This is a genomic window from Bacillus sp. D386, from assembly GCF_006346415.1.
The window spans coordinates 350,437-375,799 of the sequence record NZ_VEMV01000001.1; the positions used below are offsets into that span (position 1 = coordinate 350,437).

The 25,363-nt window shown below is 37.9% G+C and carries 29 protein-coding genes; all 29 read right to left on the reverse strand.

What is annotated here, in order from left to right; all coding sequences use genetic code 11:
• Position 1 precedes the first annotated feature (1 nt).
• Positions 2-778: a flagellar biosynthetic protein FliR gene (gene fliR, locus FHY45_RS01645; protein ID WP_139891239.1), complete on the reverse strand. Its 777-nt coding sequence runs from the start codon at positions 776-778 to the stop codon at positions 2-4.
• A 3-nt stretch (positions 779-781) separates the two neighbouring features.
• On the reverse strand, positions 782-1,051 hold the full coding sequence (gene fliQ, locus FHY45_RS01650; RefSeq protein ID WP_066100423.1) for a flagellar biosynthesis protein FliQ: 270 nt from the start codon (positions 1,049-1,051) through the stop codon (positions 782-784).
• A gap of 15 nt (positions 1,052-1,066) precedes the next feature.
• Positions 1,067-1,732 (reverse strand): flagellar type III secretion system pore protein FliP, encoded by a 666-nt coding sequence (fliP, locus tag FHY45_RS01655; RefSeq protein WP_066100426.1) that lies wholly within the window; start codon positions 1,730-1,732, stop codon positions 1,067-1,069.
• Positions 1,725-2,411: a flagellar biosynthetic protein FliO gene (locus FHY45_RS01660; protein ID WP_254654688.1), complete on the reverse strand. Its 687-nt coding sequence runs from the start codon at positions 2,409-2,411 to the stop codon at positions 1,725-1,727. Before FHY45_RS01660 ends, fliP begins: the two co-directional genes overlap by 8 nt.
• Positions 2,412-2,435: 24 nt before the next feature.
• Positions 2,436-2,798, reverse strand: a complete 363-nt coding sequence (locus FHY45_RS01665) for a response regulator (RefSeq protein ID WP_139891240.1) — start codon at positions 2,796-2,798, stop codon at positions 2,436-2,438.
• Between the two features lie 16 nt (positions 2,799-2,814).
• Positions 2,815-4,041, reverse strand: a complete 1,227-nt coding sequence (gene fliY / locus FHY45_RS01670; protein WP_139891241.1) for a flagellar motor switch phosphatase FliY — start codon at positions 4,039-4,041, stop codon at positions 2,815-2,817.
• The gene (gene fliM / locus FHY45_RS01675; protein WP_139891242.1) at positions 4,038-5,030 is read right to left on the reverse strand and encodes a flagellar motor switch protein FliM; all 993 of its coding nucleotides are present in this window, start codon (positions 5,028-5,030) and stop codon (positions 4,038-4,040) included. The genes fliY and fliM overlap by 4 nt, the downstream gene beginning before the upstream one ends.
• A 45-nt stretch (positions 5,031-5,075) precedes the next feature.
• The gene (gene fliL, locus FHY45_RS01680) at positions 5,076-5,492 is read right to left on the reverse strand and encodes a flagellar basal body-associated protein FliL (protein WP_139891243.1); all 417 of its coding nucleotides are present in this window, start codon (positions 5,490-5,492) and stop codon (positions 5,076-5,078) included.
• Positions 5,482-5,703 (reverse strand): flagellar FlbD family protein, encoded by a 222-nt coding sequence (locus tag FHY45_RS01685; protein ID WP_139891244.1) that lies wholly within the window; start codon positions 5,701-5,703, stop codon positions 5,482-5,484. The genes fliL and FHY45_RS01685 overlap by 11 nt, the downstream gene beginning before the upstream one ends.
• A gap of 46 nt (positions 5,704-5,749) precedes the next feature.
• The gene (gene flgG / locus FHY45_RS01690) at positions 5,750-6,541 is read right to left on the reverse strand and encodes a flagellar basal body rod protein FlgG (protein WP_139891245.1); all 792 of its coding nucleotides are present in this window, start codon (positions 6,539-6,541) and stop codon (positions 5,750-5,752) included.
• Between the two features lie 83 nt (positions 6,542-6,624).
• Positions 6,625-7,014, reverse strand: coding sequence for a TIGR02530 family flagellar biosynthesis protein (locus tag FHY45_RS01695; protein ID WP_139891246.1), 390 nt, complete (start codon positions 7,012-7,014; stop codon positions 6,625-6,627).
• Positions 7,015-7,032: 18 nt separating this feature from the next.
• Positions 7,033-7,668 carry a flagellar hook assembly protein FlgD gene (flgD, locus tag FHY45_RS01700; RefSeq protein WP_225983672.1) on the reverse strand — a complete coding sequence of 212 codons (636 nt, stop codon included), beginning with the start codon at positions 7,666-7,668 and terminating at the stop codon, positions 7,033-7,035.
• An 11-nt stretch (positions 7,669-7,679) separates the two neighbouring features.
• On the reverse strand, positions 7,680-9,005 hold the full coding sequence (locus tag FHY45_RS01705) for a flagellar hook-length control protein FliK (RefSeq protein ID WP_139891248.1): 1,326 nt from the start codon (positions 9,003-9,005) through the stop codon (positions 7,680-7,682).
• A gap of 34 nt (positions 9,006-9,039) precedes the next feature.
• Entirely contained in the window at positions 9,040-9,657 is a 618-nt protein-coding gene (locus FHY45_RS01710) for a MotE family protein (protein WP_139891249.1), read from the reverse strand.
• Between the two features lie 14 nt (positions 9,658-9,671).
• Entirely contained in the window at positions 9,672-10,112 is a 441-nt protein-coding gene (gene fliJ, locus FHY45_RS01715) for a flagellar export protein FliJ (protein WP_139891250.1), read from the reverse strand.
• Between the two features lie 4 nt (positions 10,113-10,116).
• On the reverse strand, positions 10,117-11,427 hold the full coding sequence (fliI, locus tag FHY45_RS01720) for a flagellar protein export ATPase FliI (protein ID WP_139891251.1): 1,311 nt from the start codon (positions 11,425-11,427) through the stop codon (positions 10,117-10,119).
• Complete coding sequence (fliH, locus tag FHY45_RS01725; protein ID WP_180349912.1) at positions 11,424-12,188, reverse strand: flagellar assembly protein FliH; 765 nt, start codon at positions 12,186-12,188, stop codon at positions 11,424-11,426. Before fliH ends, fliI begins: the two co-directional genes overlap by 4 nt.
• A complete protein-coding gene (gene fliG / locus FHY45_RS01730; protein WP_066100433.1) occupies positions 12,181-13,200 on the reverse strand; it encodes a flagellar motor switch protein FliG in 1,020 nt (339 codons plus the stop codon). Before fliG ends, fliH begins: the two co-directional genes overlap by 8 nt.
• A 13-nt stretch (positions 13,201-13,213) precedes the next feature.
• The gene (fliF, locus tag FHY45_RS01735; protein ID WP_139891253.1) at positions 13,214-14,806 is read right to left on the reverse strand and encodes a flagellar basal-body MS-ring/collar protein FliF; all 1,593 of its coding nucleotides are present in this window, start codon (positions 14,804-14,806) and stop codon (positions 13,214-13,216) included.
• 107 nt (positions 14,807-14,913) lie between these two features.
• The gene (gene fliE / locus FHY45_RS01740) at positions 14,914-15,222 is read right to left on the reverse strand and encodes a flagellar hook-basal body complex protein FliE (protein WP_139891254.1); all 309 of its coding nucleotides are present in this window, start codon (positions 15,220-15,222) and stop codon (positions 14,914-14,916) included.
• A gap of 19 nt (positions 15,223-15,241) precedes the next feature.
• A complete protein-coding gene (locus FHY45_RS01745; RefSeq protein WP_139891255.1) occupies positions 15,242-15,760 on the reverse strand; it encodes a flagellar basal body rod protein FlgC in 519 nt (172 codons plus the stop codon).
• Between the two features lie 2 nt (positions 15,761-15,762).
• Positions 15,763-16,155 carry a flagellar basal body rod protein FlgB gene (flgB, locus tag FHY45_RS01750; RefSeq protein WP_139891256.1) on the reverse strand — a complete coding sequence of 131 codons (393 nt, stop codon included), beginning with the start codon at positions 16,153-16,155 and terminating at the stop codon, positions 15,763-15,765.
• A 574-nt stretch (positions 16,156-16,729) separates the two neighbouring features.
• Positions 16,730-17,506: a GTP-sensing pleiotropic transcriptional regulator CodY gene (codY, locus tag FHY45_RS01755; protein ID WP_066100446.1), complete on the reverse strand. Its 777-nt coding sequence runs from the start codon at positions 17,504-17,506 to the stop codon at positions 16,730-16,732.
• Between the two features lie 132 nt (positions 17,507-17,638).
• Positions 17,639-19,054, reverse strand: coding sequence for an ATP-dependent protease ATPase subunit HslU (gene hslU / locus FHY45_RS01760; protein WP_066100449.1), 1,416 nt, complete (start codon positions 19,052-19,054; stop codon positions 17,639-17,641).
• 16 nt (positions 19,055-19,070) lie between these two features.
• Entirely contained in the window at positions 19,071-19,613 is a 543-nt protein-coding gene (gene hslV / locus FHY45_RS01765; RefSeq protein WP_066100452.1) for an ATP-dependent protease subunit HslV, read from the reverse strand.
• A 38-nt stretch (positions 19,614-19,651) separates the two neighbouring features.
• Positions 19,652-20,551, reverse strand: coding sequence for a tyrosine recombinase XerC (xerC, locus tag FHY45_RS01770; protein ID WP_066100455.1), 900 nt, complete (start codon positions 20,549-20,551; stop codon positions 19,652-19,654).
• Between the two features lie 63 nt (positions 20,552-20,614).
• Positions 20,615-21,919 (reverse strand): FADH(2)-oxidizing methylenetetrahydrofolate--tRNA-(uracil(54)-C(5))-methyltransferase TrmFO, encoded by a 1,305-nt coding sequence (gene trmFO / locus FHY45_RS01775; protein ID WP_139891257.1) that lies wholly within the window; start codon positions 21,917-21,919, stop codon positions 20,615-20,617.
• A gap of 165 nt (positions 21,920-22,084) precedes the next feature.
• Positions 22,085-24,160, reverse strand: coding sequence for a type I DNA topoisomerase (topA, locus tag FHY45_RS01780; protein WP_066100462.1), 2,076 nt, complete (start codon positions 24,158-24,160; stop codon positions 22,085-22,087).
• A 269-nt stretch (positions 24,161-24,429) separates the two neighbouring features.
• Positions 24,430-25,299 (reverse strand): DNA-processing protein DprA, encoded by an 870-nt coding sequence (gene dprA, locus FHY45_RS01785; protein WP_066100468.1) that lies wholly within the window; start codon positions 25,297-25,299, stop codon positions 24,430-24,432.
• Positions 25,300-25,363: the final 64 nt, after the last annotated feature.

The following is a 25,363-nucleotide window of genomic DNA, read 5'->3' on the forward strand; positions in this document are numbered from 1 at the left end:
TCTAACTTCCTCCAAGCAGATGCATAAGCGAACGCATTCCTTCCAATGTTGTATTCAAAAGCCCTTTTACCAGAAGTAAGATGGTTCCCATCGTAATAGTTAACAAAATTAAACTGACAAATATTTTGATTGGAAAACCAATAACAAATATATTCATTTGCGGCACCGTTCTTGCTACAATACCTAGTGCTATATCTACCAAAAACAAACTTCCAACAATTGGGATAGACATTTGAAAAGCAATGATAAATGACTGTGTAAAGAATTGAATCATCAATGTGAGGATTTGCTCATTTCCAAACGGAAGAAAATCTGTTGACAAAGGGATGAATTCATAGCTGTAAAAAATTCCGTCCAATAACAAATGATGTCCGTCAATCGCCAGCAAAAAAAGGAGTGCAAATGTATAAAGATATTGACCCATTAAGGGACTTTGAACCCCTGTCTGCGGATCAATGACATTAGCCATTGAAAAGCCCATCTGAAAATCAATGAATCCTCCGGCTGTTTGAACAGCTGAGAACATCATATACGCAAAAAAGCCAATCATTAATCCGACTAAGGCTTCTTTTAACACCAATAAAAGATATAAACCGTCAATTTCAAAGACTGGAGAAGATACCGTATAATACATAATCCAGGCGAGCAGAGCACTGATTCCTAAGCGATGCTGTGCAGGAATCGTTCTATATGAAAAGATAGGCATTGTCATAAAAAAGGATGCAAGACGTACAAAAATCAATAAGTATACACTAAATTTGGGGACAATCTCTTCCATAGCCTATCCTACAAACTTCGTTAGATTATTAAAAATGTCAGCCGTGTAAGAGAGCATTTTACTCAGCATCCATGGCCCAAAAAATACAATGCCCAACAAAACAGCGACGATTTTCGGAATAAAAGCTAACGTTTGCTCCTGGATTTGTGTGGTCGCCTGAAAAATACTGACAATTAAACCAATCCCAAGAGCTAGGATCAGTAAGGGAGCACTTATGATTAATACAGTATAAATCCCCTTTTCAGCCAACGAAATTACTGCTTCTGATGTCATCTTTCTCTCACCTGCCTAAAAACTTTGTAATAAAGATTTAACAACTAAATACCATCCATCGACCATCACAAACAGTAAGATTTTAAAGGGTAATGAGATCATGACCGGCGGTAGCATCATCATACCCATGGACATTAGAACACTCGCCACAATCATGTCTATCACCAGAAATGGGATAAAAATCATGAAGCCAATTTGAAAGGCTGTTTTCATTTCACTGATCGCGAATGCAGGTACCAGCGTAGTTAAAGAAATATCTTCAATTGATTCAGGTGTATCCGCCTTAGAATATTCCAGGAATAGCTGTAAATCCTTTTGCCTTGTATGTTTACTCATAAACTCCTTAAAGGGCCCTGCTGCCTTTTCATATGCTTCTTCCAGCTTTATTTCATCCTTAAAAAGCGGTTGAAGCGCCTCATCATTCACTTCAGATAAAACCGGTGCCATTACAAAAAATGTAATGAAGAGCGATAATCCGATCAACACTTGTGTAGGGGGCATTTGCTGTGTCGATAAAGCTGTCCTTACAAAGCCCAGAACAATAACAATTCTTGTAAAACAGGTCATTAAAATTAAAATGCTTGGTGCAAGAGAAAGAACCGTTAATAACAGGAGCAGCTTAACTGATGTAGAAACGGTATCGGCATCCCCACTGCTAAAGAGAGTCATTAAGTCATTCATCTCGGTGTGTTCCTTTCTTGCTTATTTCTTTTGTAATCTGTTTGCGGTCTTCCTTTAGTTGTTTCAACTGTTCATTAAATTGACTTTTGAACGACTTCTCCGTTTGCCTGGAAGTTTTTATTTTCCATTTATCAATGAGCTTGCCTGCAAGGTCCATTGGGGCAATCTGAGTTTCTAATTTCTGATTATGTTCTTCAATTAGCTTGCTGTATTCTTCCTTATCATCAATCACATTGAGTAATTGAACCGAGTCTCCAACACCTACAATGTAGATTTTCTCCCCAACCCTTACCATCTGGACAGAGCGATTTCCACCTAACGGAGTCCCTCCCAGGTTTTCAATAGTTTGGCCGTGCTGATATCCACGATTCTTTTTATTAATGACGCGCAGAAGAATGTACATTAATCCAGCAACAAATAGTAGGGCGAATACCATTCTAAAGATATCTCCAATTGTAATTCCAATGTCATTTGTCTCATTTTCAGCTGAATCAGAGATACTGTTATTATTGGTCTGGTCGATATCCCCTGTCTCTGTCTTACGATCTTTAGTATTGTAATAACTGTCCACACTTTGGCTGCCATTGTCTGGCGCTGCATTTACTGCAATTTCTTTGAATGGTGCAGTAATGGCAAAACACAAAATGAAGAAAAGAATAACCTTTATATAGCTTGGCATCCGTTGCACGTTTACTTCCCCTCTTTACGATAAAGCTTTGCTGATTGCCTCCAAAACTCGGTCAGCTGCAAAAGGTTTTACAATAAAATCCTTTGCACCTGCCTGAATAGCATCAATAACCATTGCCTGCTGACCCATTGCCGAACACATAATAACCTTGGCATTTGGATTGATTTTGCGTATTTCTTTTAATGCTGTAATTCCGTCCATATCTGGCATCGTAATATCCATTGTGACCAAATCAGGATTTGTTTCTTTATATAGCTCAATAGCCTGATGACCATCCGCTCCTTCTCCCACAACATCATATCCATTCTTAACCAGGATATCTTTAATCATCATTCTCATAAATGCAGCATCATCGACTACTAAAATTTTGTGTGACATTCTTTCTTCCCCCAGCTTACTTTAATTTTTTCAGACGGTCAGTTCGGCTAATAATATCTGTAACCCGAACACCAAAATTTTCATCAATTACAACGACTTCTCCTTTGGCAATCAAACGCTTATTCACCAAAATATCGACCGGTTCACCGGCTAATTTATCCAATTCAATAATAGATCCTGATGATAGCTCAAGAATTTCTTTGACGGACCGATTTGTTCTTCCCAGTTCTACGGTTACCTGCAAAGGAATATCCAATAACATATTGAGGTTATTAACCTCTTTTTCATCTAACCGCTGCGTGTGCTCAAATTCAGAAAACGTGGCAGGCTGTACCTGAACCGGCTGGCTATAGGGAGCAGAATTCGTTCCTAGATATTGATTGCTTTGCATATTTATCTCTGTTTTACCTCCCAACAGTGCGTCGTTGATGTGCTCCGCTTGATACGATTGATCAGATGCCGTTTTAGCTACTCTCTCATTACTGGTTCTCACAGTTGGTTCCACTCCACTCATAGAATAGGCAGCTGGTTGATTCTGTTTAATTGTCTCTCCCATCTCAGGAGAAGTTTTCTTCATCAATTCATCTACTAAACTTCTGGCAAAATGCGCAGGCAATAATTGCATGATATAGGAATCTATTAAGTTCCCTATCGTTAATCTAAAAGACACTTTCACAAGCAAATCAGCTTTTGGAAAAACATCATGTCCAGAGCCTTCCATTAAATCTATAAGCTCTATGGATGGAGGCGAGATATCTACACGCTTATTAAAAACAGTCGACATGGAGGTTGCAGCAGAACCCATCATTTGATTCATCGCTTCCTGTACAGCGCTTAGATGAATCTCAGATAAATCCTCAGCTGGAGAATGCCCATCTCCACCCAGCATGAGGTCAGCAATAATAGCAGCATCTGTTTGCTTTATGACCAACAAATTAGAACCAATAAAACCATCTGTATATTCCACCTGAATGGCTACATATGGCTGTGGAAATTCTTCCACTAATTTTTCACTGGCAACTATAGAAACGCAAGGTGTCGTAATATCCACTTTGTGATTTAATAGTATAGATAAAGCAGTTGCTGAGCTTCCAAATGATATATTGCCAATTTCACCAAGAGCATCCTGTTCCATTGATGAAAAATAATCACCTATCGCTGGTGAAGCAGGAAACACTTCCTGATTAGAACTATCTAATAATGCATCAATTTCTTCCTGAGTAAGTCTTTCATTGTTCATCATTCTAAGCTTCCCCCTTTCAAGTTCTCCAATATTTGAATGCCTATCTTCTTATTTACCTTTCCTGCCTGTCCAAGGAATTTAGGAACATCTCCTATGGACAACACGATTGGGCTGTCTATTGGCTGACCTAATTCAATAACATCCCCCACAGTTAGATTTAAGAAGTCTTGGATTAAAATATCAGCAGTTCCCAATTGAGCAATCAGGGGTAACTCTGCTGTTCGAACTTGTTGTTCTATCGCTTGTACTTCATTTGGTTCTCTTTTCTTTTTGTTTGTATGCATCCAATAATGTACAGATAAATTGGGAATAATAGGCTCTAATACTACATGCGGTATACATATATTTATCATCCCGCTAACTTCACCGATTGTAATATTTAATGAAATTACAACCACCGTATCATTTGGGGAAACCATCTGTAAGAATTGTGGATTAACCTCAAACTCTGATAGCTCCGGGTTTATATCGGCTATGTTAGCCCACGCTTCCTTTAGATTCTCAAATGCACGTTCAAATAGATTGGACATAATTTTGGTTTCTATCTCTGTGAGGCTCTCAACTTTATTAAGACTTGAACCTCTGCCGCCTAATACACGATCGAGCATGGTATAAGCGATAATCGGATTAACTTCCATCAAGATTCGTCCATCTAAAGGAGGAACCTCAAAAACATTCATAATCGTCATTTTAGGAATTGAACGTATAAATTCTTCATACGGAAGCTGATCAGCTGTCGCAACATTGATATTGACATACGTGCGTAACTGCGCTGAAAAATAAGTGGTCAGTAAACGAGCAAAATTCTCATGTATTCTTGTTAAATTTCGAATTTGGTCTTTCGAAAACCGTAAAGCTCTTTTAAAATCATAAACTCTTACTTTTCTTTCATTCTCTTCCTTTTTCAATTCATCTGCATCCATTTCACCTGTTGAGAGGGCAGATAATAATGCATCAATTTCATTCTGTGATAAAACCTCGCCAGACAATCGAATCACCTCCGTAGTTTCAGATACTTTTATGTCCGTCGCTTTTTATTGGAGAATAGACGAGGTAGTATAAACTTGAATAACCTTACCTTCCTGCATCAACTCATTCACTTGTTCCTTAAGTTTATTTTCAAATTCCAGTTTGCCCTTTTTATCATTCAGTTGTTCAGCTTTCATCTCAGATAATTCTTTAATGACAATGTCATTTACTTGGAAAATTCTTTTTTCTAATTCCTCTTTTGCCTTTTTACCGTCTGTTTCCATCATATACGTTACTCGAATTAACGTATTATCCGTTAAGTTAGTCGTAATTTCCGGTATTTCAACAGAATATTTAATAACCTCATCAATACTCGGTTCTTTATCTGCAGAGTCGCCTGTGTAATTCATTAACACAACAACCGCGATGATCCCCAGCAAAGAAATAGCTGACAAAAATAAAAGTATTAATTTATTCTTCATCGGTATCCTCCCGGTTCTGCTGATGTCCTAAAACGTTTATGCTGCGATAAAAATGATTAATCATCTGTATAAGTTCTCTTTCCTCAGTTGCGACGATTAACTTTTTTCCATTGGTAAGTGTTATAGTCGTATCTGGATTTGCTTCTACAGACTCTATGAATAATGCATTTAAAAAGTATTTTTTTCCGTTCAATTTGGTTACCTGTATCATAATTGGGAGGGCTAAAGGATTTCTTTAGCCCCTGCCTCCTTTACCATTACCTTTTCAAATTAACTAATTCCTGAAGGATTTCATCAGATGTTGTGATAATGCGGGTATTAGCCTGAAAACCACGCTGTGCCACAATCATATCTGTAAATTCTTCAGATAAATCCACATTTGACATTTCAAGTCGACCTGATGTCAGTTTCCCTCTACCTTCGGTGTCTGCTGTTCCTATGTCGAGTACCCCAGAATTTGCAGATGCTTGAAATGTATTATTACCCGCCTTCGTTAATCCGGCCGGGTTAGTGAATTTAGCTACTCCAATTGTTGCTATAGTGTCACTAGCTCTATTTGCATCGACACCCGTTATTTCGCCGCCCTGTCCAATACTGAAGCTGACTATATTTTGCGGGATAGTGATCTCCTGTTCGTCTATATCTAGAACCTTAAATCCTTCACTTGTCACAAGTGCCCCATCCTGATCTAAATAAAAATTCCCTGCACGTGTATATGATTGTTGATTTCCATTTTTAACTACGAAATATCCATCACCTTCAATAGAAAAATCCAGTGTTCGATTCGTCGTTTGGGCACTTCCCTGTGTATCAATATTATCAATCGAAGCCAGTGAGCTTCCGAGGCCTACCTGAATAGCATTCGTACCGCCCTTATCAGCAGTGGCTCCGCTGGCACCCGAAACAGTTTGGCTCATAGTATCTTTAAATGTAACCCTGCCTTTTTTAAAGCCATATGTGTTCACATTTGCGATGTTATTACCGATTACATCCAATTTTGTTTGGAAGTTTTTTAATCCGCTAATGCCAGAATACATGGAACGTAACATATTATTATTTTTCCCCTTTCAGCTTGGCTGTATCAGTCGATCAACAGCCTGGCTTCCTCTCATGAGGTCCAGCCATCCAGTTTTTATTTTAAAATGATTGCCCCATTAATATTTGTGAAAATTTGGGCTCCCGCTTCGTCTCTATCCATTGCAGTAATGACCGTATTATTTTTTGCATTTACAATGAGGGCTGCATGATCCATCAACACCAATGAATCATTTAAACCCTTGCGCCTTGCTTCAGCCAATTTTACTTCCAGCTGGCCCCATTGATGTTCATCTATCTGTAAATTTCGTTGTTGGATGCGCTGTTGGGCATGCTTGCTGATTGTAATACCTTTATTTGCAGCGTCCAGTTCAGGCCTAAGAAAGCTTTCAAAAGAATCATTTCCACTTTTCATTTGGTTTTTTTGCGCACCTTTAAGTGGATTGGCAATTGGCACTTGTGGCCTGAATATAATTTTTTGATCCATTGACTTCGCCTCTTATCTTTATCCTACTTTAATCAACTGATTGAGAAGCAGAGAGGTTTTCGCTTCATCATTCACCTCTAGTTTAACTTTTCCGTCTCTTTGAAAGACCGAAGATACTTCTGCCGTGTGTTCTTCCCCTTTATCATCCAGCCAAGTCACTTGTTTCCCTATTAGACGACTCGCTTCGGCAAGATTATTGCCCTCTGATAGCTGATTTATGGAAGAAATATTTGCAGGCTCTAATACAGTCCCGTCTTCTAGAATAAATTTCACACTCTCATCAACAAATTGGATGGATTTCACAACACCCTTTCCTTCCACAACCTCCGTGTCCCCACCTTCGTTATCTGGGTTGGCCAGTTTATGATAGGTCACTTCCTGCCCCACAAACTGCGAATAGGTGATTAATAGATTTTGATTTTGTGAGTTCACAAAGCTCTCTAACGTCGTATTCATATTCGTCATTTGCTCAAGACTTGAGAAGGTTGCCATTTGCGCTATAAAGTCCGTATCGTCCATTGGACTGGTTGGATCCTGATTTTGTAGCTGTGTCAGCAATAATTTCAGAAAATCATCCTTATCCAGGTTATTTTTTACTTCCCTCGTTTGATTCTGTAAGGAACTATATAAAAGACTTGTATCAATCGTTGTCAAAATGACTCCTCCTATATTTCCTGATTAATGATTGATTCTTCCAGAACACTTGAAAATCCTGAAAATAATTCTTCATCATGATCCCTAACATTTTGATCTTCTTGATGTTCATGCTGATTTCTTCTCTCTTCCGAAGGAGATTCTTCCTGGAAGTGCGTATCCTGTGATTGTTCTAGGTCTATTTCGTCGAAATCAATTCCCTGTGCAGCCAATGAAACTCTTAGTCCTTGAATCTGAGATTCTAATAGCTCTTTTCCTTTTTGTGTATTGGCAATAATTTTGGCTACCAGCTGGCCGTCTTTTTGTATTAATTCAATTTGCAAGGTACCCAGGTTCTCCGGTGTCAATCGAACAAATAATCTTTGAACACCATTTTGGTTAGTAAAATTCGATTTAGATAAGAGAGATTCAAATGATTTAATGAATTCATCTGCACCTACTGCTTGTCCACCTTTTTCAAGGGTCAAGACAGGACTCTGCTGCTGTGTTTGTAACTGAAGGTCTCCAATCATCACTGTTTGGTTTAACGGAATATCTGCACTTTTAGCAGACATAGGATTGAATCCGACAATGGAACCACCATTTTTGAAGTTTAATGAATAGGTTTTAGATTGCAGATTGTATGTGTTCATGCCTATATCTCTTAATGAAGCAGGATTGTTTTTTACATCAGACAGAATTGGTTTTTTTGTTTCATCCAAGGCTGTCAATTTGTATTTCCAGTTCATTAAAAGAGCATCTAATTGACCAACATTTTCTGCTCCTTTTTGATTGAACGTATGCTTATGGCTCATCACAACCAATTTTCCGAAATTCAACAGAGTAAGAAATGCATTTCTTTGATCATTTGTTAAACCTTCAAATGGTTTTGCTAACCCATTAGTTAATATGCCATTAAGTGTTTCAATATCATCTTCAACAGGAGGCAATTGAGTAAAATCGATCTCCTTAAATGTATCGTATGAATCCAATAAATTCCTTAATGCCTCTTTAATTGCTTCAGAAGGATTTTCACCCAGAAGCTGTTGAATAAACTCTGATTCTGGAAGAGCTTCCTGGTTATTGGTTAGCAGCATATTTAACAGCTCAAATGCTCCTTCCAACTCTTCAAGTCCCTCTTTTTCCAGGAAACTCAAAGTATCATCTACTTCAACTCCATCATGCATTATTTCATATACTGGATCCTCTGTTTTCTCTGCTTTGTCCAAGCTCTTTTCATCTTGGAGCATTTTATGAAAAGATTTATCCTGAGATTTTTTATTTATTTGCACTTGGTCATTAGGTAAAGCAGTTGTTTTTACAAATTGGTTGTTAGGCAATACACCCATCTGATTCATTTATTCACCTCCTTTCAATCTTTCTGCTTTCCCCTTAAGAATCCTCAGCACCATTACTTTTCTCGGCCGAGATTTTTTCCATTAATACGGCAGCTTTTTTAGCTTCCATCTTTTCCATAATGTCAGCCAAGGCTTCTGTAGTAATAGAGGATAGGACTTTCACCGCTTCTTTCTCATTCATTTCTGCTACTATTAAGGCCGCCTGTTTGGGAGCCATTTTCTCATAGGTATCAATGATATCTTTTGAGGATCTTGAGTTTTGTTCTTTTTTTTGATCTAATTCTGAAATCATCTGTTCCAGTTGCTCTACGGATAACTGACTGCGCTTGAGTTCAATCTCCTTGTTATCCAGCAATTTTTCAAGACTTTCCGTTTCTTTCTCTTTATCCTTAAGCTCTGACTTAAGACTAGCAATTTCTTTCACATAATCCGCTTGATTTGTTTGATTTGTCTGTTTTTCTGCCTTTTCCTCACTCTCACCTAAAAAGGGAATATTTTCAGCAAGTTTTCCAGCTTGTTCCCCTATACTTTTACCTGAGAAAGTTACGGTGATTACCAGAATTCCAGCTATGAATATCAGAACAATCAATATAGTAAGGAACAAATTCAGTTTACTAAATCCTTTGTTTTCCTTTTCTTCCATACGATCCAACTACTACGCCTCCATCATGAACGGCTCATGTATTGTTGAATAGATATTTCATCCATTTGCCGATTTTCTTCGTATTTCATTGTATTAAAATATCTTTGAAAATCTTTCTCTTTGATTTTCTCGTATTTTTTAACCTCTACATTGCTTTCTATCAGAAGCTGGTGATAAAAGTGCATTTTAGATCGTGTATCCATCACACGCTTTTGATAATGGGCAATCATCTTTTCATGATTATCCAAAAAATGCTGATTATATCTGACCTGCTGTACGGACAATCCCTGTTTTAATTGTTCAGATTGTGAATCCAATAACTCTTCTTTCTTTTTCAGCACTTGATAGAGATTTTCGGCCTCTGATTCAAACTCTTTTACAGCTTCTGTATATTTTGACTCTGAATCATTCTTTTCTTTTTCTTTTATCGTTAATATTTTTTCGAATTTATACTGATAGTGCATTGAATCATCCACCCATCTCTACTAATAAGTGCAGTTGTTCGATACTTTGCTGTTTCGTCACTTTTTCATTTACATCCTGTTTTAAATACTCAATGATTGCAGGATATTTAGTAATAGCTTCATCAATGATTGGGTTGGAGCCCTTTTTATAGGCACCAATATTAATTAAATCTTCTGCTTCCAGATAAGCAGCTAAGGATTGTCGTACCTTTTCAGCTGCTTTAGCATGAGCCGGTTCTATAATATGAGCCATTATTCTGCTGATACTTTTTAAAATATTGATTGCTGGAAACTGTCCCTTATTAGCAAGGTCTCTGTCTAAAACAAAATGTCCATCTAATATCCCACGTACTGTATCAGCAATAGGTTCATTCATATCATCACCATCTACCAATACCGTATAAAAGGCTGTAATCGTTCCCTTACTGTTCGTTCCAGTTCTCTCTAGCAATCTTGGCAGAATACTGAAGACAGATGGAGTATACCCTTTAGTTGTCGGCGGTTCCCCAACAGCCAGACCCAATTCTCTCTGTGCCATAGCAATCCTTGTAACCGAGTCCATCATCAGCATGACATTCATCCCCCGATCGCGAAAAAACTCAGCTATGGCTGTTGCCGTATAAGCAGCCTTTATTCTCATTAAGGGCGGCTGATCTGATGTGGCCACAACTACTATAGATCTTTTTAATCCAAGAGGACCTAAATCTCTTTCGATAAATTCTCGGACTTCTCTCCCACGTTCACCAACAAGAGCTATCACATTTAAATCAGCTGTCGTATTCCTGGCAATCATTCCTAATAATGTGCTCTTTCCTACTCCGCTTCCCGCGAAAATTCCAACCCTCTGACCTTTTCCAACCGTGAGTAAACTATCAATCATGCGGACACCTGTTTCAATTCCCTCATTAATAGGCGGACGTGACATTGGATTTGGAGGATCCTGCTCCGTTGCTGTAGAGGATAAACCGTATGGAAGTGACCCTCCATCAAGTGGGTTTCCGATAGCATCAAGTGCCTTGCCTATTAAACCTGTTCCTACTTTGATCTCGAGCGGTTTACGAGTCGCCTCGACAATAGAGCCGGGTGCTATCTCACTTACAACACTATAGGGCATTAAAATGACAATCTCATCCCGGAATCCTACTACTTCAGCCTTTACCTTGTTCTTTTTGCCGGTATGGATCAAGCATACATCTCCAATTGAGCTGGCCGGCCCCTGAGACTCAATCATAAGACCTACCACTCTTTTAATTCGCCCATATCTCTTAAACGTATCGAGAGTATCAATTTGATCTATTAATTGAGAGACTTTCATGAGAGGTCCTCCTCAAGGATTTCCTGAAGCTTAATTCTGATTTGTTCCAGCTGTTCATCCACACTTGCTACCAAACGTCCATTGGATGATTCAATTACACATCCATTTCCTTCTAACTCATCATTCGGATAGATATAAAACTCTGTTTCTCTTGGAAATAAGGACATTAATTCTTTTTTATGTGTTAAGACAAAAGAGTAATGAAGCGGAGGAATATGTAGTTCAATATTTTTATATTCTCGCGCTTCCTTAATTGCTTTTTTCACAATAAATAAATAATCTTCCTCATTTTCGTCTAAGTGCTGATTCATAATTTTTTCAGCTACCTTTATTCCGAGGTTGAGGATGGTAAACTCAGACTTTTCCACAACAGATTGGTATTCTTTTTTAGCTTGGTTCATTGTCTCTTGTGCAAGGTTCAGCATGTGCTGATATTCTCTTTTTGAGTCCGAAGCACCCTGTTCCTTACCAATGAGATACCCTTCCTGTCTGGCCTCTTCAATGAGAATTTGTTTTTCCTTATCCCATTGCTTTACTTCTTCCTGTATCTTTAGATAAACTTGATCAGCCTGTTTCTGAGCTTCTAAAACAATTGCCTCAGCTTTTTGATTGGCTTCCATCAAGAGCCGATTTAGATTAGAAGCTACTGACTCTTCTTGAAAAAGGGACTCATTCTGTTCATTCATTATTTTTTTAATCCGGATTATTTTCTTCTCTTGCGCATGTGTTTCTGTATAATGGGACTTTATAATTCTAGACAATAATGTCATCTCCCCCACCACGGGCTAGGACGATTTCACCGGCATCCTCAAGGCGTCGAATAATCGCAACAATTCTTGACTGCGCTTCTTCTACATCCCGTAAACGAACCGGTCCCATAAATTCCATCTCTTCTGTAAATGTATCGACCATCCGTTTGGACATGTTTTTATAAACAATTTCCTTAACCTCTTCACTGGCGACTTTAAGAGATAGCATTAAATCTTCGTTTTCTACATCTTTAATCACCCTTTGGATGGCTCTATTATCCAAGGTGACAATGTCTTCGAATACAAACATTCGTTTCTTAATTTCTTCAGCCAATTCAGGATCCTGTATTTCTAAAGCATCCAAAATGGTTCTTTCTGTTGAACGATCAACACCATTTAACACTTCTACAACGGCTTCAATTCCACCGGTTTGCGTATAGTCTTGCGTAACAGTGGCAGATAGCTTTCGTTCTAGAATTTGTTCTACCTCATTGATGATTTCAGGCGAGGTGCTGTCCATTAAGGCAATCCGTTTCGCTACATCTGCCTGCATATCCTGAGGAAGCTCTGATAAAATCTGTCCTGCCTGTCCCGCTTCCAAATAAGATAGTATTAAAGCAATCGTTTGAGGATGCTCATTCTGTATAAAATTCAGAATTTGGCCCGGATCTGCTTTTCTGACAAAATCAAAGGGCTTCACCTGCAGAGATGATGTTAAGCGATTGATAATGGCCTGTGCCTGGTCACTGCCCAATGCTTTTTCTAATACAGTTTTGGCATAACCAATTCCACCCTGAGAAATGTAATCCTGTGCCAGCGCAATCGTATGGAATTCATCTACGATGTCTTCCTTCTCTTTTGGGCCTACCTTTCGTACGCCTGAAATTTCTAAGGTCAGCTTTTCAATTTCCTCTTCCGATAAATGCTTATAAACATTTGCAGATACATCCGGCCCCATTGAAATGAGCAGGACTGCAGCCTTTTGTTTTCCCGTTAGACCACTTTTTTTATCTCTGATAGACATGTCTTCTTACCCCCTAGTCTTCCGTAATCCATGATCTTAAGAGTTTCGCAAATTCATCAGGCTTTTCTTTCGCCAATTTTTCTAGTTGCTTTCTTTTAACAGTGGCTTCTGATTCTGCTTCGTCTACAATATCGGCTACCAAAACAGGAGGGATCGGTTCTTCATATTGTTCTATCTCAATTTCTTTATTTTTTCTGGATTTGATAATAAAAATCAAAAGCAGAATAATCGCTAAACATAATACACCGCCAATTACATAAATCCACCACGGAGTACTGTTTTCCTGCTGTTCGTCAAATGTAACTTTCCCATTAAATGGCTGGATGGAAATCGCAATTTTTTCCTCTAATTGATCATCTGTTAGAGGATTTTCATTTTCTGATTTATCGATACTTGTTCGCACAATCGTCCCCAAAATATCTCTTATATCAGTTATTCTTTCTTCTGGGAGAGAGTTGGTGTCATTAGCATCAGGTGGTTCAACCATAACCTGAATCCCCAAATCTCTTACTTTGTATGGAGATTCACTAATCTCTTTACGTATTCGGTTAACCTCTGTGTTTACTGTTTCCTCAGTCTTCTCATAATCACCATTTCCATTTGATCCTTCAAGATACTGCGATCCCAGTGAGTCTGAAGGATCTTCAGTAACAGGTGTACCGCCTTCTGCTCCTGTTTCGCCTGTATAGGTCTCTGATAGTTTTTGGGCACTGATCGTCAGGCCTTCCATATTCTCTTCATCCACGGGTTCCACAAGATTTTCTTCTCTATTTTCTTGGGTAAAATCCACATCAGCTGTTACAGAAACAACAACTTTATCGTTACCCATGATCGTTCCAAGCATACTTTGAACTCTGCGTTGTATATCCTTCTCAATCTCTTTCTTTATTTCATTTTGGGATGCAAAACTATCCGTACTATTGCTGCCACTATTATTTAAATCAAAGTACTCAAAGTATTGATTCATAATGACGATATTATCTGTAGGAAGATTTGGGACGCTTTTTGATACTAAATGATATAAGGCTTGTATTTGCTTCTCTTCAAATTCCTGTCCAGGCTTTGTATTTAATACTATGGAAGCCGAGGCCTCCTCTTTTGTATCACTAACGAATACCCCTTTATCAGGGAGGGTGAGAATAACCTCAGCACCTTGAACTCCTTCTATCCCTTTAATAAGGCCTGCTATTTCATTCTGCATAGCATCCTGTTTAATGACATTAAATTCATTATCAGTCATACCAAAGCTTGCATTTTCACTGAAATATGAATAATCTATGCTTCCTGACTTCGGAATACCCTCTGCAGCAAGCTCAACTAGCAACGTATCTGCCATTTCACTTGGAACTAGTATCGTACTGCCATTATCAGCGATTTCCGACGTGATTCCTCTGCCATCCAGATTCTCTTTTATAGATCCAGTTTCTGTTGGTGAAAGATCACTATATAGAGGAACGAGCGTTGTTCTTGAAGTAAGAAAAACAACCGCAGCAGCAATTAGTATTACTGCAGCCATCATACTGATATAGAGTGTTTTCTGTTTACTTGAACGGCTCTTCCAAAAATCTTTTATTTGATTTCCAATTTTTATGAACGTTTCCTTCATCGTGATCCCCCGAACTTAGCTTTTGCATCAATATTAACGTCCACAGAGACTTCCCTGTCATATGTAGGGAATATTAATTTCGTTGGGACAATGCATATATTATTTTTCTACATGCTCATTCTCATTATTTCCTGATAAGCTTCGACTGCTTTATTGCGGACTTCCATAGCCGCCTGCAGCGTTATACTCGCTTTTTGGGATGTAATCATTACATTATGCAAATCAACATTTTCACCAAGTGCTAATTTTTGTGTCATCGTAGCTGATTCTTGCTGAGTCGTATTAATTTCTTCAATAGATTTCTTTAGGACGGACGCAAAAGAGTTTTGAGATTCGTATGGTGTAGTATTGGGTGAGTTAGGTAGTTTTTGAGTAAAAATTGAAGAAACAGAGTTGTTTAATTGAATTGGTTCCATCCCTTATAGCCCCCTAATTTTATTTTCCTATTTCAAGTGCTTTCATCATCATCCCTTTGGATGCATTGAATACTGTAATATTCGCTTCATATGACCTTGTTGCACTGATTAAATCAACTGTCTCACGCAATGGATCAACATTGGGCATTTTAACGTACCCCATTTCTGGATCAGCATCTGCATGGGCTGGATCATAGACCAGTTTATAATCGGGCTCCTCGATATAACCAGCTTCATTGGCTGCCTGATTGCCAGGGTCGTAAACCATATTGACATCTTCCTTAATCGCAGCAACTCTAACACCATTACCAACAGAAGAATTATTTGTTTTATTCATAGCTGTATTCAAAAAATTAGAAAACCCATTATCCTTTGTTTGCAATTCAATTGATTTCCTTTGATAAGGTTGCCATTCACCATCAACATACTTGCCTCTTGTTGTTTCAGCGTTGGCCATATTGGATGAAATCACATCCATACGCAGTCGCTGTGCTGTTAACGCACTGGATGTAATGTTCATGCCAGTGAACAAACCCATACCTACTTACCTCCCTGTATAACACTTTTTAATGTTTGAAAATTGCCATTCAGCCGTTCAATCAATGCATTGTAATAGATTTGGTTAGTAGCCAAATCGCTCATTTCACTATCCATATCCACACTATTTCCTGTACTATTATAATTCCGACTGTTACTGGTTACTTGAATGGCACTGCTTCCTGTTTTCTCAAATTCAAAGTGCCTGCTATCGGTTTTAAAGGATTGATTATTTATTTGTGCTGCTTGATCTAATTCAGATTTAAAACTCACATTTTTTGCTTTATAGTTAGGCGTGTCGACATTTGCAATATTTTGGGAGATAGCTTTTGATTTTAATGACGAGTAATTCAACCCTTGTTCAAGCAAGCTGACTGTGTTGGAAAAAAGCTTCATTTTATCACCCTTTCATACTTAAAGAGAGTTTTCCCTACTCTATTAGTTATTCATTTACTACGACAAATCCTTCTATATATTGAACATCTATCCAATATACTACTATATTCACTATTATTTTACAGAGTAATATTACATATTTCTTTATTTTAAGTATAAATAAGACAAAATAGTCACATTTATAAATTATTTGTCATAATTTATATTAAAGAAAATTAACATAAAATGATAAGTACAATAGTCCTATTTTGACCAAGAAAAATTAACTTTTTTTATTTTTTATGGTTTATTTTTGAATTTATCTGGCTATTTTCTCATTTTGTTCAAATTTCAACTAACAAAAAAACGAACCCATTTTTAGGAGTTCGTTTTTTTTCATTACTTATAGAAGTAAATAAAGTTAGTTTGAAAACCCTTCATTGATTTCCCATTATTAAGTAATAAGAGTGCAATAACATTACTATCAACATCTTACGTTAATTGTAGTGATGTTAATTACGTCCAACCGACTTCTTTTATCCAGTAACAAAAAAACCGAAGTCACTTTTTGACTTCGGTCTATCTATTTGCTGTATTAGCGTTTTAATCCTTCAAGCTCGTTTAAGAATTTAGCATTCAATACTTTGATATAAGTACCTTTCATACCTAAAGAGCGAGATTCGATAACACCGGCACTTTCTAACTTTCTTAATGCGTTAACAATAACAGAACGCGTAATTCCTACTCGGTCAGCTATTTTGGAAGCAACCAATAAACCTTCATTACCTTTTAATTCTTCAAAGATATGCTCAATAGCTTCTAATTCACTGTAAGATAATGAACTGATAGCCATTTGAACAACAGCCTTGCTTCTAGCTTCCTCTTCAATCTCTTCTGCCTTTTCACGCAAAATTTCCATTCCAACAACAGTAGCACCGTATTCACCTAGAATCAAATCATCGTCAGCGAATTTTTGTTCTACACGGGAAAGAATTAATGTACCAAGGCGCTCACCGCCGCCTACGATAGGAATAATTGTAGTCCAGCCTGATTTGAATAATTCTTTGTTTTCTACAGGGAAAGCTGTATATTCGCTTTCAACATCAAGATTGGAAGATGTTTCTTTAATATTGAAAAGATTATTTGTATACTCTTCAGGAAATTGACGATCTTCGAGCATTTTTTTCATACGCTCATTTTCAATTTGTTGGTTTATTTGAAAACCAAGTAATTTTCCTCTGCGGCTAACTACGAAGATATTCGCCTGAATTACTTCGCTTAAGCTTTCAGCCATTTCTTTAAAATTAACTTGCTTTCCGCCTGTTTGTTGCAGCATCGAGTTTATTTTTCTTGTTTTATTCAGTAAATCCATTGTTTACTTCCTCCTATAATGTCTTCTTTTATGGATATTTATCAAGTTTATTGAGTGAACAGGATAATGGAAAAGAGTAAAATGTAACTAATTAGTTGTACCCTTGAGCAATAATCTGAAACATCAAACTACTTATAATATAAACTCACTTAAGTCTTTATTTTTAGATATTGCGCCCAGTTTTTCATCCACATACTTAGGGGTAATCATAATATGCCCCATAGAAATTTCAGGAGCTTCAAATGATAAGTCCTCTAAAAGCTTTTCCATAATAGTATGTAATCTTCTTGCTCCAATGTTATCCGTGTTTTGGTTCACTTCAAAGGCAACCTCGGCTATCCTACGAATAGCTTCGTCTGAAAATTCAATTTCTATACCTTCTGTTTCTAATAATGCTATATATTGTTTAATCAAAGCATTGTCAGGTTCTATTAACACTTTATAAAAATCATCCACAGATAATTTTTTAAGTTCTACTCTGATTGGAAAACGACCTTGCAGTTCAGGAATAAGGTCAGAAGGCTTTGCAATATGGAAAGCACCTGCAGCAATAAATAACACGTGATCCGTTTTAACAGTACCGTATTTCGTTACGACTGTCGAACCTTCAACAACAGGAAGAATATCTCTTTGGACTCCCTCTCTCGATACGTCTGCTGAAGAGGCACCGCCGCTCTTACTCGCTATTTTATCGATTTCATCAATAAAGATGATACCAGTCTGTTCAGCTCGTTCAATAGCTACCTGTGTTACCTCATCCATATCAATCAATTTTTGCGCTTCTTCATTTGCCAATACCTTACGTGCATCTTTAATAGCTAGTTTTCGTTTTTTCTGCTTTTTAGGCATTAGATTACTGAATGCATCCTGCATATTCATACCCATTTGTTCCATACCGGATCCCTGAAGCATATCAAACATAGATGGGGGCTGTTCTTCTACCTCTACAGTAATTACTTCTTCTTCTAACTCACCTTTTAATAAACGCTCTTTGATTAATCTGCGTTTTTCATATATATTTCTTTCATCTTCCTGATTATCTTGATCAGATGGATTGGAAGTATCACCTGAACCGCCGAATATCATCTCGAAAGGATTTTTAAAGGAAGACGACTTTTTGCCTGAAGGTACTAACAATTCTACAATTCGATTGTTAGCATTTTCTAATGCTTTATCCTTCACTTCCAGCATTCTTTCTTCTTTTACAAGTCTAACAGAAGTTTCAGCTAAATCACGCACCATGCTTTCTACATCACGTCCGACATAGCCAACTTCTGTGAATTTTGTTGCTTCCACTTTAATAAAAGGGGCTTTAACAATTTTAGCAATTCGACGAGCTATCTCAGTTTTCCCAACACCAGTCGGTCCAATCATAAGGATATTTTTCGGTACAACCTCATCACGCATGTTTTCTTTTAAGAGACCGCGTCGATACCTATTTCTTAATGCTATAGCGACTGCTCTTTTAGCATCCGCTTGCCCAATTATGTATTGATCCAATTTCTCAACTATTTGTCTCGGTGTTAGATTTTTGATGTCCTGTTTCATTATGACCCTCCTTTGTTCATAGCTCTTCCAAAATAATATTAGAATTCGTATATACACAAATTTCAGATGCAATTGTTAACGAAGCATGAGCAATTTCTCGGGCTGTCATATTTTCACCGGAAAAACGTTTCAGGGCACGTCCAGCGGCCAGCGCATAATTCCCACCGGAACCAATCGCCAATATACCATCATCAGGCTCAATCACTTCTCCGGTACCTGAAATCAGCAGCATATGATTGGTATCCATTACGATTAACATAGCTTCAAGCTTACGTAAAACTTTATCGCTTCTCCAGGATTTAGCAAGTTCAACCGCTGCACGCTGTAAGTTTCCATTATATTCATGTAACTTATTCTCGAACATTTCAAATAATGAAAAAGCATCCGCAACTGAGCCTGCAAAACCGGCTAACACTTTTCCATTAAATAATTTTCTCACTTTTTTTGCAGTGTGTTTCATTACAACGGCATTTCCCATTGTTACCTGACCATCACCAGCCATAGCACATTCCCCATTATGTTGCACTGCAAAAATGGTAGTAGCATGAAATTGTTCCATAATACAACTCTCCCTTACTAAAATTAAGGCAAATATCTTTAAGCTCTCGGATGGCTGTTTCTATAAACTTCTCTTAGTCTTTCCTTACTGACATGCGTATAAACCTGCGTCGCCTGTATGGAGGAATGACCGAGAAGTTCCTGTACAGAGCGTATATCCGCACCGCTATTTAATAGGTGTGTCGCAAAACTATGCCGCAGCATATGTGGATATAGATGTTTATTAACGGAAGCTTTATCTATAATATTCGTTAAAATATACCGAACACCCCTTGGAGTTAAAGGGTTACCTCTTTGGTTAACAAACAGAAACGTGTGCTGTTGTGAAGATTTTTGTATCAATTCATTTCTGGGTCCTTCAATATATTCCTGCAATGCTTTTTTAGCATGTTCACCAAAAGGAATATAACGATCCTTCTTCCCCTTCCCATGAGCAAGAACAGTCATAAGAGAAAAATCCAAATCCCCCAGTTCCACACTGCAACATTCACTTACCCTCATACCTGTGGCATACAAAAGTTCTAATATAGCCAAGTCCCGCTTTCCTATGGTCGAAGTATGATCGATAGCTGAAAATATCGCTTCCATCTCTTCTTCATACATAAACCTAGGCAGCCTCTGTTCCTTTTTTGGCAATGAAAGCATTGCAAATGGATTTTCATCCACCATATTTTCCCTCATGAGAAACTTATAAAACGATCGTAAGCAAGATATTTTCCTGCTGATACTTCTTTTAGACAAATTACGTTCAGTGAGATTCGTAACATATAATCGAGCATCGGGATATGTGACTGTTTTCAAACTGGAAATAACTTGTTCACTCATGAACAAGAAAAATTCCTCTATATCCTGTTTGTAATATGCAATAGTATATTTTGAATAGTTTTTTTCGATTTGTAAATACTTTATATAAAATTCTAAAGAAGTTCCATTATTCAAAAAAGTCACTCCTTATCAAGGGCTACTAAATACTAACATATAATAGTAACCCTTGCAATTATTTTACAAACTATTCAAAAAGTTCCGAATTGTTTGTAAAGCACGTTCAGCGTGAGCTTCAGCTCGTTCTTGTTTGGATTTAATTTTCCTTCCTAAATCCGGGAATAAGCCAAAATTAGCATTCATAGGTTGGAAGTTTTTGGAATTAGTTGAGGTGATATAGTGAGCCATGCTTCCCATTGCTGTTTCCTGAGGGAAGGTTAATGGTTCCTGTCCTGAAGCCATCCGAGCTGCATTAATACCTGCAATTAAGCCTGACGCTGCCGATTCTACATATCCCTCTACACCTGTCATTTGACCTGCGAAGAATAAATTAGGCTTTTCTTTTAGCTGATATGTAGCTTCCAGCACTTTAGGCGAATTGATAAAGGTATTTCTGTGCATAACACCATATCTTACAATTTCAGCATTTTCCAGACCTGGAATTAATCTAATCACTTCTTTTTGCGGGCCCCATTTTAAATGAGTTTGGAAGCCAACAATATTATACAATGTTCCAGCTGCATCATCCTGACGAAGCTGCACAACTGCATACGGTCGTTTTCCCGTTTTAGGATCTTCTAGGCCAACCGGCTTCATCGGGCCAAACAGCATGGTTTTCTTTCCTCGCTTTGCCATCACTTCAATAGGCATGCATCCTTCAAAGAAAATTTCCTTTTCAAACTCTTTTAACGGAACAGTTTCTGCTTCAATTAGCGCGTCATAAAAAGTATTAAATTCCTCTTCAGTCATTGGGCAATTTAAATAAGCTGCTTCCCCTTTATCATAGCGTGATTTCAAATAAACTTTGTCTAAATCAATACTGTCTTTTTCAATAATCGGTGCAGCCGCATCATAAAAATAAAAATAGTCCTCTCCTGTTAATTGGCTGATTTCACGTGATAATAATTCACTGGTAAGAGGCCCCGTCGCAATAATCGTTATCTCATCTTTTGGTATTTCCGTTAATTCCTCATTATGAATCGTTACATTTGGATGATTTCTTAATGTTTCTGTTACTCTGCCTGCAAACTCATGGCGGTCAACAGCCAGTGCTCCTCCAGCCGGTACAGAACAGTGATCTGCAGAATCAATAATAAGTGAGTTTAATTGACGCATTTCCTCTTTCAATACTCCAACCGCATTGGTTAAAGTATTTGCTCGCAAAGAATTGCTGCAAACCAATTCAGCGAACTTATCTGTATGATGTGCCGGAGTTTGTTTCACAGGTCTCATCTCATATAAATCAACCTGTATGCCTCTCTCGGCCAATTGCCAGGCCGCTTCGCTGCCAGCTAATCCGGCACCTACTACTATTACTCTTTGCATTATGTATACCCTCCAGCTATATTTATTACGTAAATCGTTATATCATGTAACACATTTAAAAACAATATGTTTTATAAGTCATACGTATCTGTTATTAAAAAGTTTCAGGATATTTCACGTATTTTATTGAGATTTAAGAAGGAAGAGCCTCAGCTCTTCCTTCCTTTAACTTTGTGGTTCTTCCTTATAATTGCAATCAAGACATGTAACTTGAATGCCTTTTTTAAGTTTTTTCTCAACTAACGGTCCTTGACATTTTGGACAAGGTCGCTGTATTGGCTTATCCCAAGAAATGAATTCACAGGCCGGGTAACGATCACAGCCATAAAAGATGCGGCGTTTTTTGCTTTTTCGTTCAACGATATTGCCTTCATGACATTTAGGACATTTCACACCGATTTCTTTGACAATCGGCTTGGTATTCCGGCAATCCGGGAAATTACTGCATGCAGCAAATTTTCCGTAACGTCCCATTTTATACACCATCGCCGATCCACATTCCTCACATGATTCGCCTGTTGGTTCATCCTTTATTTCGATTTCTTTCATCTCTTCTTCAGCCTTGGCTAAATCCTTTTCGAACTCTTTGTAGAAATGATCGATAATATTAACCCATTCAACTTCACCATCTTCTACATTATCCAGTTCGTTTTCCATTTTAGCTGTGAATTCTACGTCCAGGATGTCAGGGAAGAATTCACTCATAACTTCAATAATAATCTCGCCAAGCTCTGTCGGAACAAAGCGCTTATTATCTAGAGCTACATAGCCTCTCTTTTGGATAGTGTCAAGTGTTGGCGCATAGGTTGATGGTCTGCCAATGCCTAATTCCTCAAGGGTTTTAACCAGCCTTGCTTCTGTATAACGAGGAGGCGGCTGAGTAAAATGTTGATTTGACTCGATGTCCTTCGAAAATACAACATCCCCTTCTTTCAGATCTGGCAGTAAATTTTCCTTTTCTTCATTATTATCATCATTGCCTTCAATATATACTTTCATAAAACCGGCAAATTTTACTTTTGACCCATTTGCTCTGAATACGACATCACCGTTTTTTAAATCTACGGCCATCGTGTCCATAATGGCAGGCGCCATCTGGCTGGCAACAAATCGTTCCCATATTAATTTATATAAGCGGTATTGGTCCCTGGAGAGATATTGCTTCATCATAGAAGGTTCCCTGATCACCCCGGTCGGCCTTACTGCCTCATGGGCATCCTGTGCTCCAGATGTTTGCTTATCCTTCCTTTGGGTCTTTGGTAAGTACTCTTCCCCAAACTGAGATGTAATCCATCCGCTTGCTTCTTTTTGAGCAGTTTCTGAAATCCTGGTAGAGTCCGTTCTCATATACGTAATCAGACCCACAGTTCCTTCTTTGCCAATCTCAATACCTTCATACAGTTGCTGAGCAATCATCATGGTTTTCTTTGCTCTGAAATTAAGTTTACGAGCTGCTTCCTGTTGCAGGGATGATGTTGTAAACGGAGGAGCTGGATTACGTTTTCGCTCCTTCTTCGTTACCGATTGTACTAAGAATTCGTTTCCATTTAATTTTGAAAGTATATTATTTACATCGTCTTTGGATTGCAACGGAACTTTCTTGCCATTCAAAGATTGAAAGTTAGCTTCAAAATCCTTCTTGCCTTTCAGAAACGATCCATTAATGGACCAATACTCTTCCGGTTCAAATGCCGCTATTTCTTTTTCACGATCGATAATTAGACGTACAGCAACGGATTGAACACGTCCGGCACTTAGGCCTTTTTTTATTTTTTTCCATAGAATTGGGCTTATGCTGTATCCCACAATACGGTCTAATACTCTTCTCGCTTGCTGTGCATCTACCAGATTCATTTTAATAGGCCTTGGATGTTTAAATGACTCTTTAATTGCGTCTTTTGTTATTTCATTAAATACGACACGGCAATCAGAGCTTACATCCACACCGAGACTATGAGCTAAATGCCACGCGATTGCTTCCCCTTCTCTGTCGGGGTCAGCCGCGAGATAGACTTTCTTAGCTTTTTTTGCGGCTGTCTTTAAATCTTTTAGTACATCACCTTTACCGCGAATGGTGATATATTTCAATTGATAATTGTGTTCAAAATCTACACCCATCTGGCTCTTCGGTAAATCACGTACATGGCCCATGGATGCTTTCACTTTATATTTTTTTCCTAAATATTTTTCAATGGTTTTCGCTTTAGCAGGCGATTCCACTATAACTAAATAATCCGCCATTTCTTTCCTCCTTAAGAGGGTATCATTCTCTATATTCATGCATGTATGATTATGAAGGTTTAGATTTACTTCTGTCAATGGTATGTTCTAATGATTTTTTTACTATTAACAACAATCAATATAATCTGAATAATTACCCTGACCAAAAAACCTTGTCTGAAGCACAATGTATAACAGAAATTATAATTTTGCAACTTAAAGAGTTTTAAAATAGCCTAACTAACAAAATGGTAATCTTCATCCATCATGTCCCGAAGCTCTGTTTAATGTCACCACTCATAGAGAATGTCATTCGCATGATTGATTAATTTGGCACCCTCTTTAATCAGTTCATGCGGACCTGCAGACAGTTCAGAAAACACACTTCCCGGTACCGCATAGATATCTTTACCCTGTTCTAATCCATGCTGGATTGTGATAAATGTCCCACTTCTTTGTTTTCCCTCTACCACTAGTATCGCCCGTGATAAACCACTAATAATTCTGTTTCTCATAGGAAAATGCCAGGGTTCCGGTTTCATGATGGGTGGATATTCAGACAATACTACACCATTTTTCATAATTAATTCAGCAAGTGCTGTATTTTCCTTTGGGTAAATATTAAAAAGCCCACCACCAATAACAGCTATAACCTTTCCACCGCTTTGGAGAGCTTTAATTTGTGCATGTGAATCGATCCCTCTTGCTAATCCACTTGCAATACATACATCCGCCTTAACTAAATCGGGAATTAGATAGTTAACCATCTTTTTTCCGTATTCAGTAGGGGCACGGCTACCTATTATGGCTAATATCCTTGAATTATGCAAGAGTTCAAGATTTCCTTTGCAATATAAAATCCATGGTTGTTGATAAATAACAGAAAGTTGTCCGGGATATAGGTCATCGAGGAATGTTATACAACGGATGTGGTTTTTCTCATATATAGAAGGCATTTTTTGAAGATCTTCATTGTGGAGGTCTTTCATGAATAAGGAGATTTTTGACGAGGGTAACTCCAATGTTTCCACCCAATAACGGTAGGGCTGATCATACATCTTCTGAAGGTTCGGATCATCTTTCAATATGCGAAATTTAGCTTTCCAACTCATACCCCGACAATGATCCAGGTGCACAAGCCTATTCTTCCATTCATCCATAACAGCTTCACCTCTTAATATTTAATATATAAAGACGCTCCCCTTAAAAAGGATAAGGGGAGGC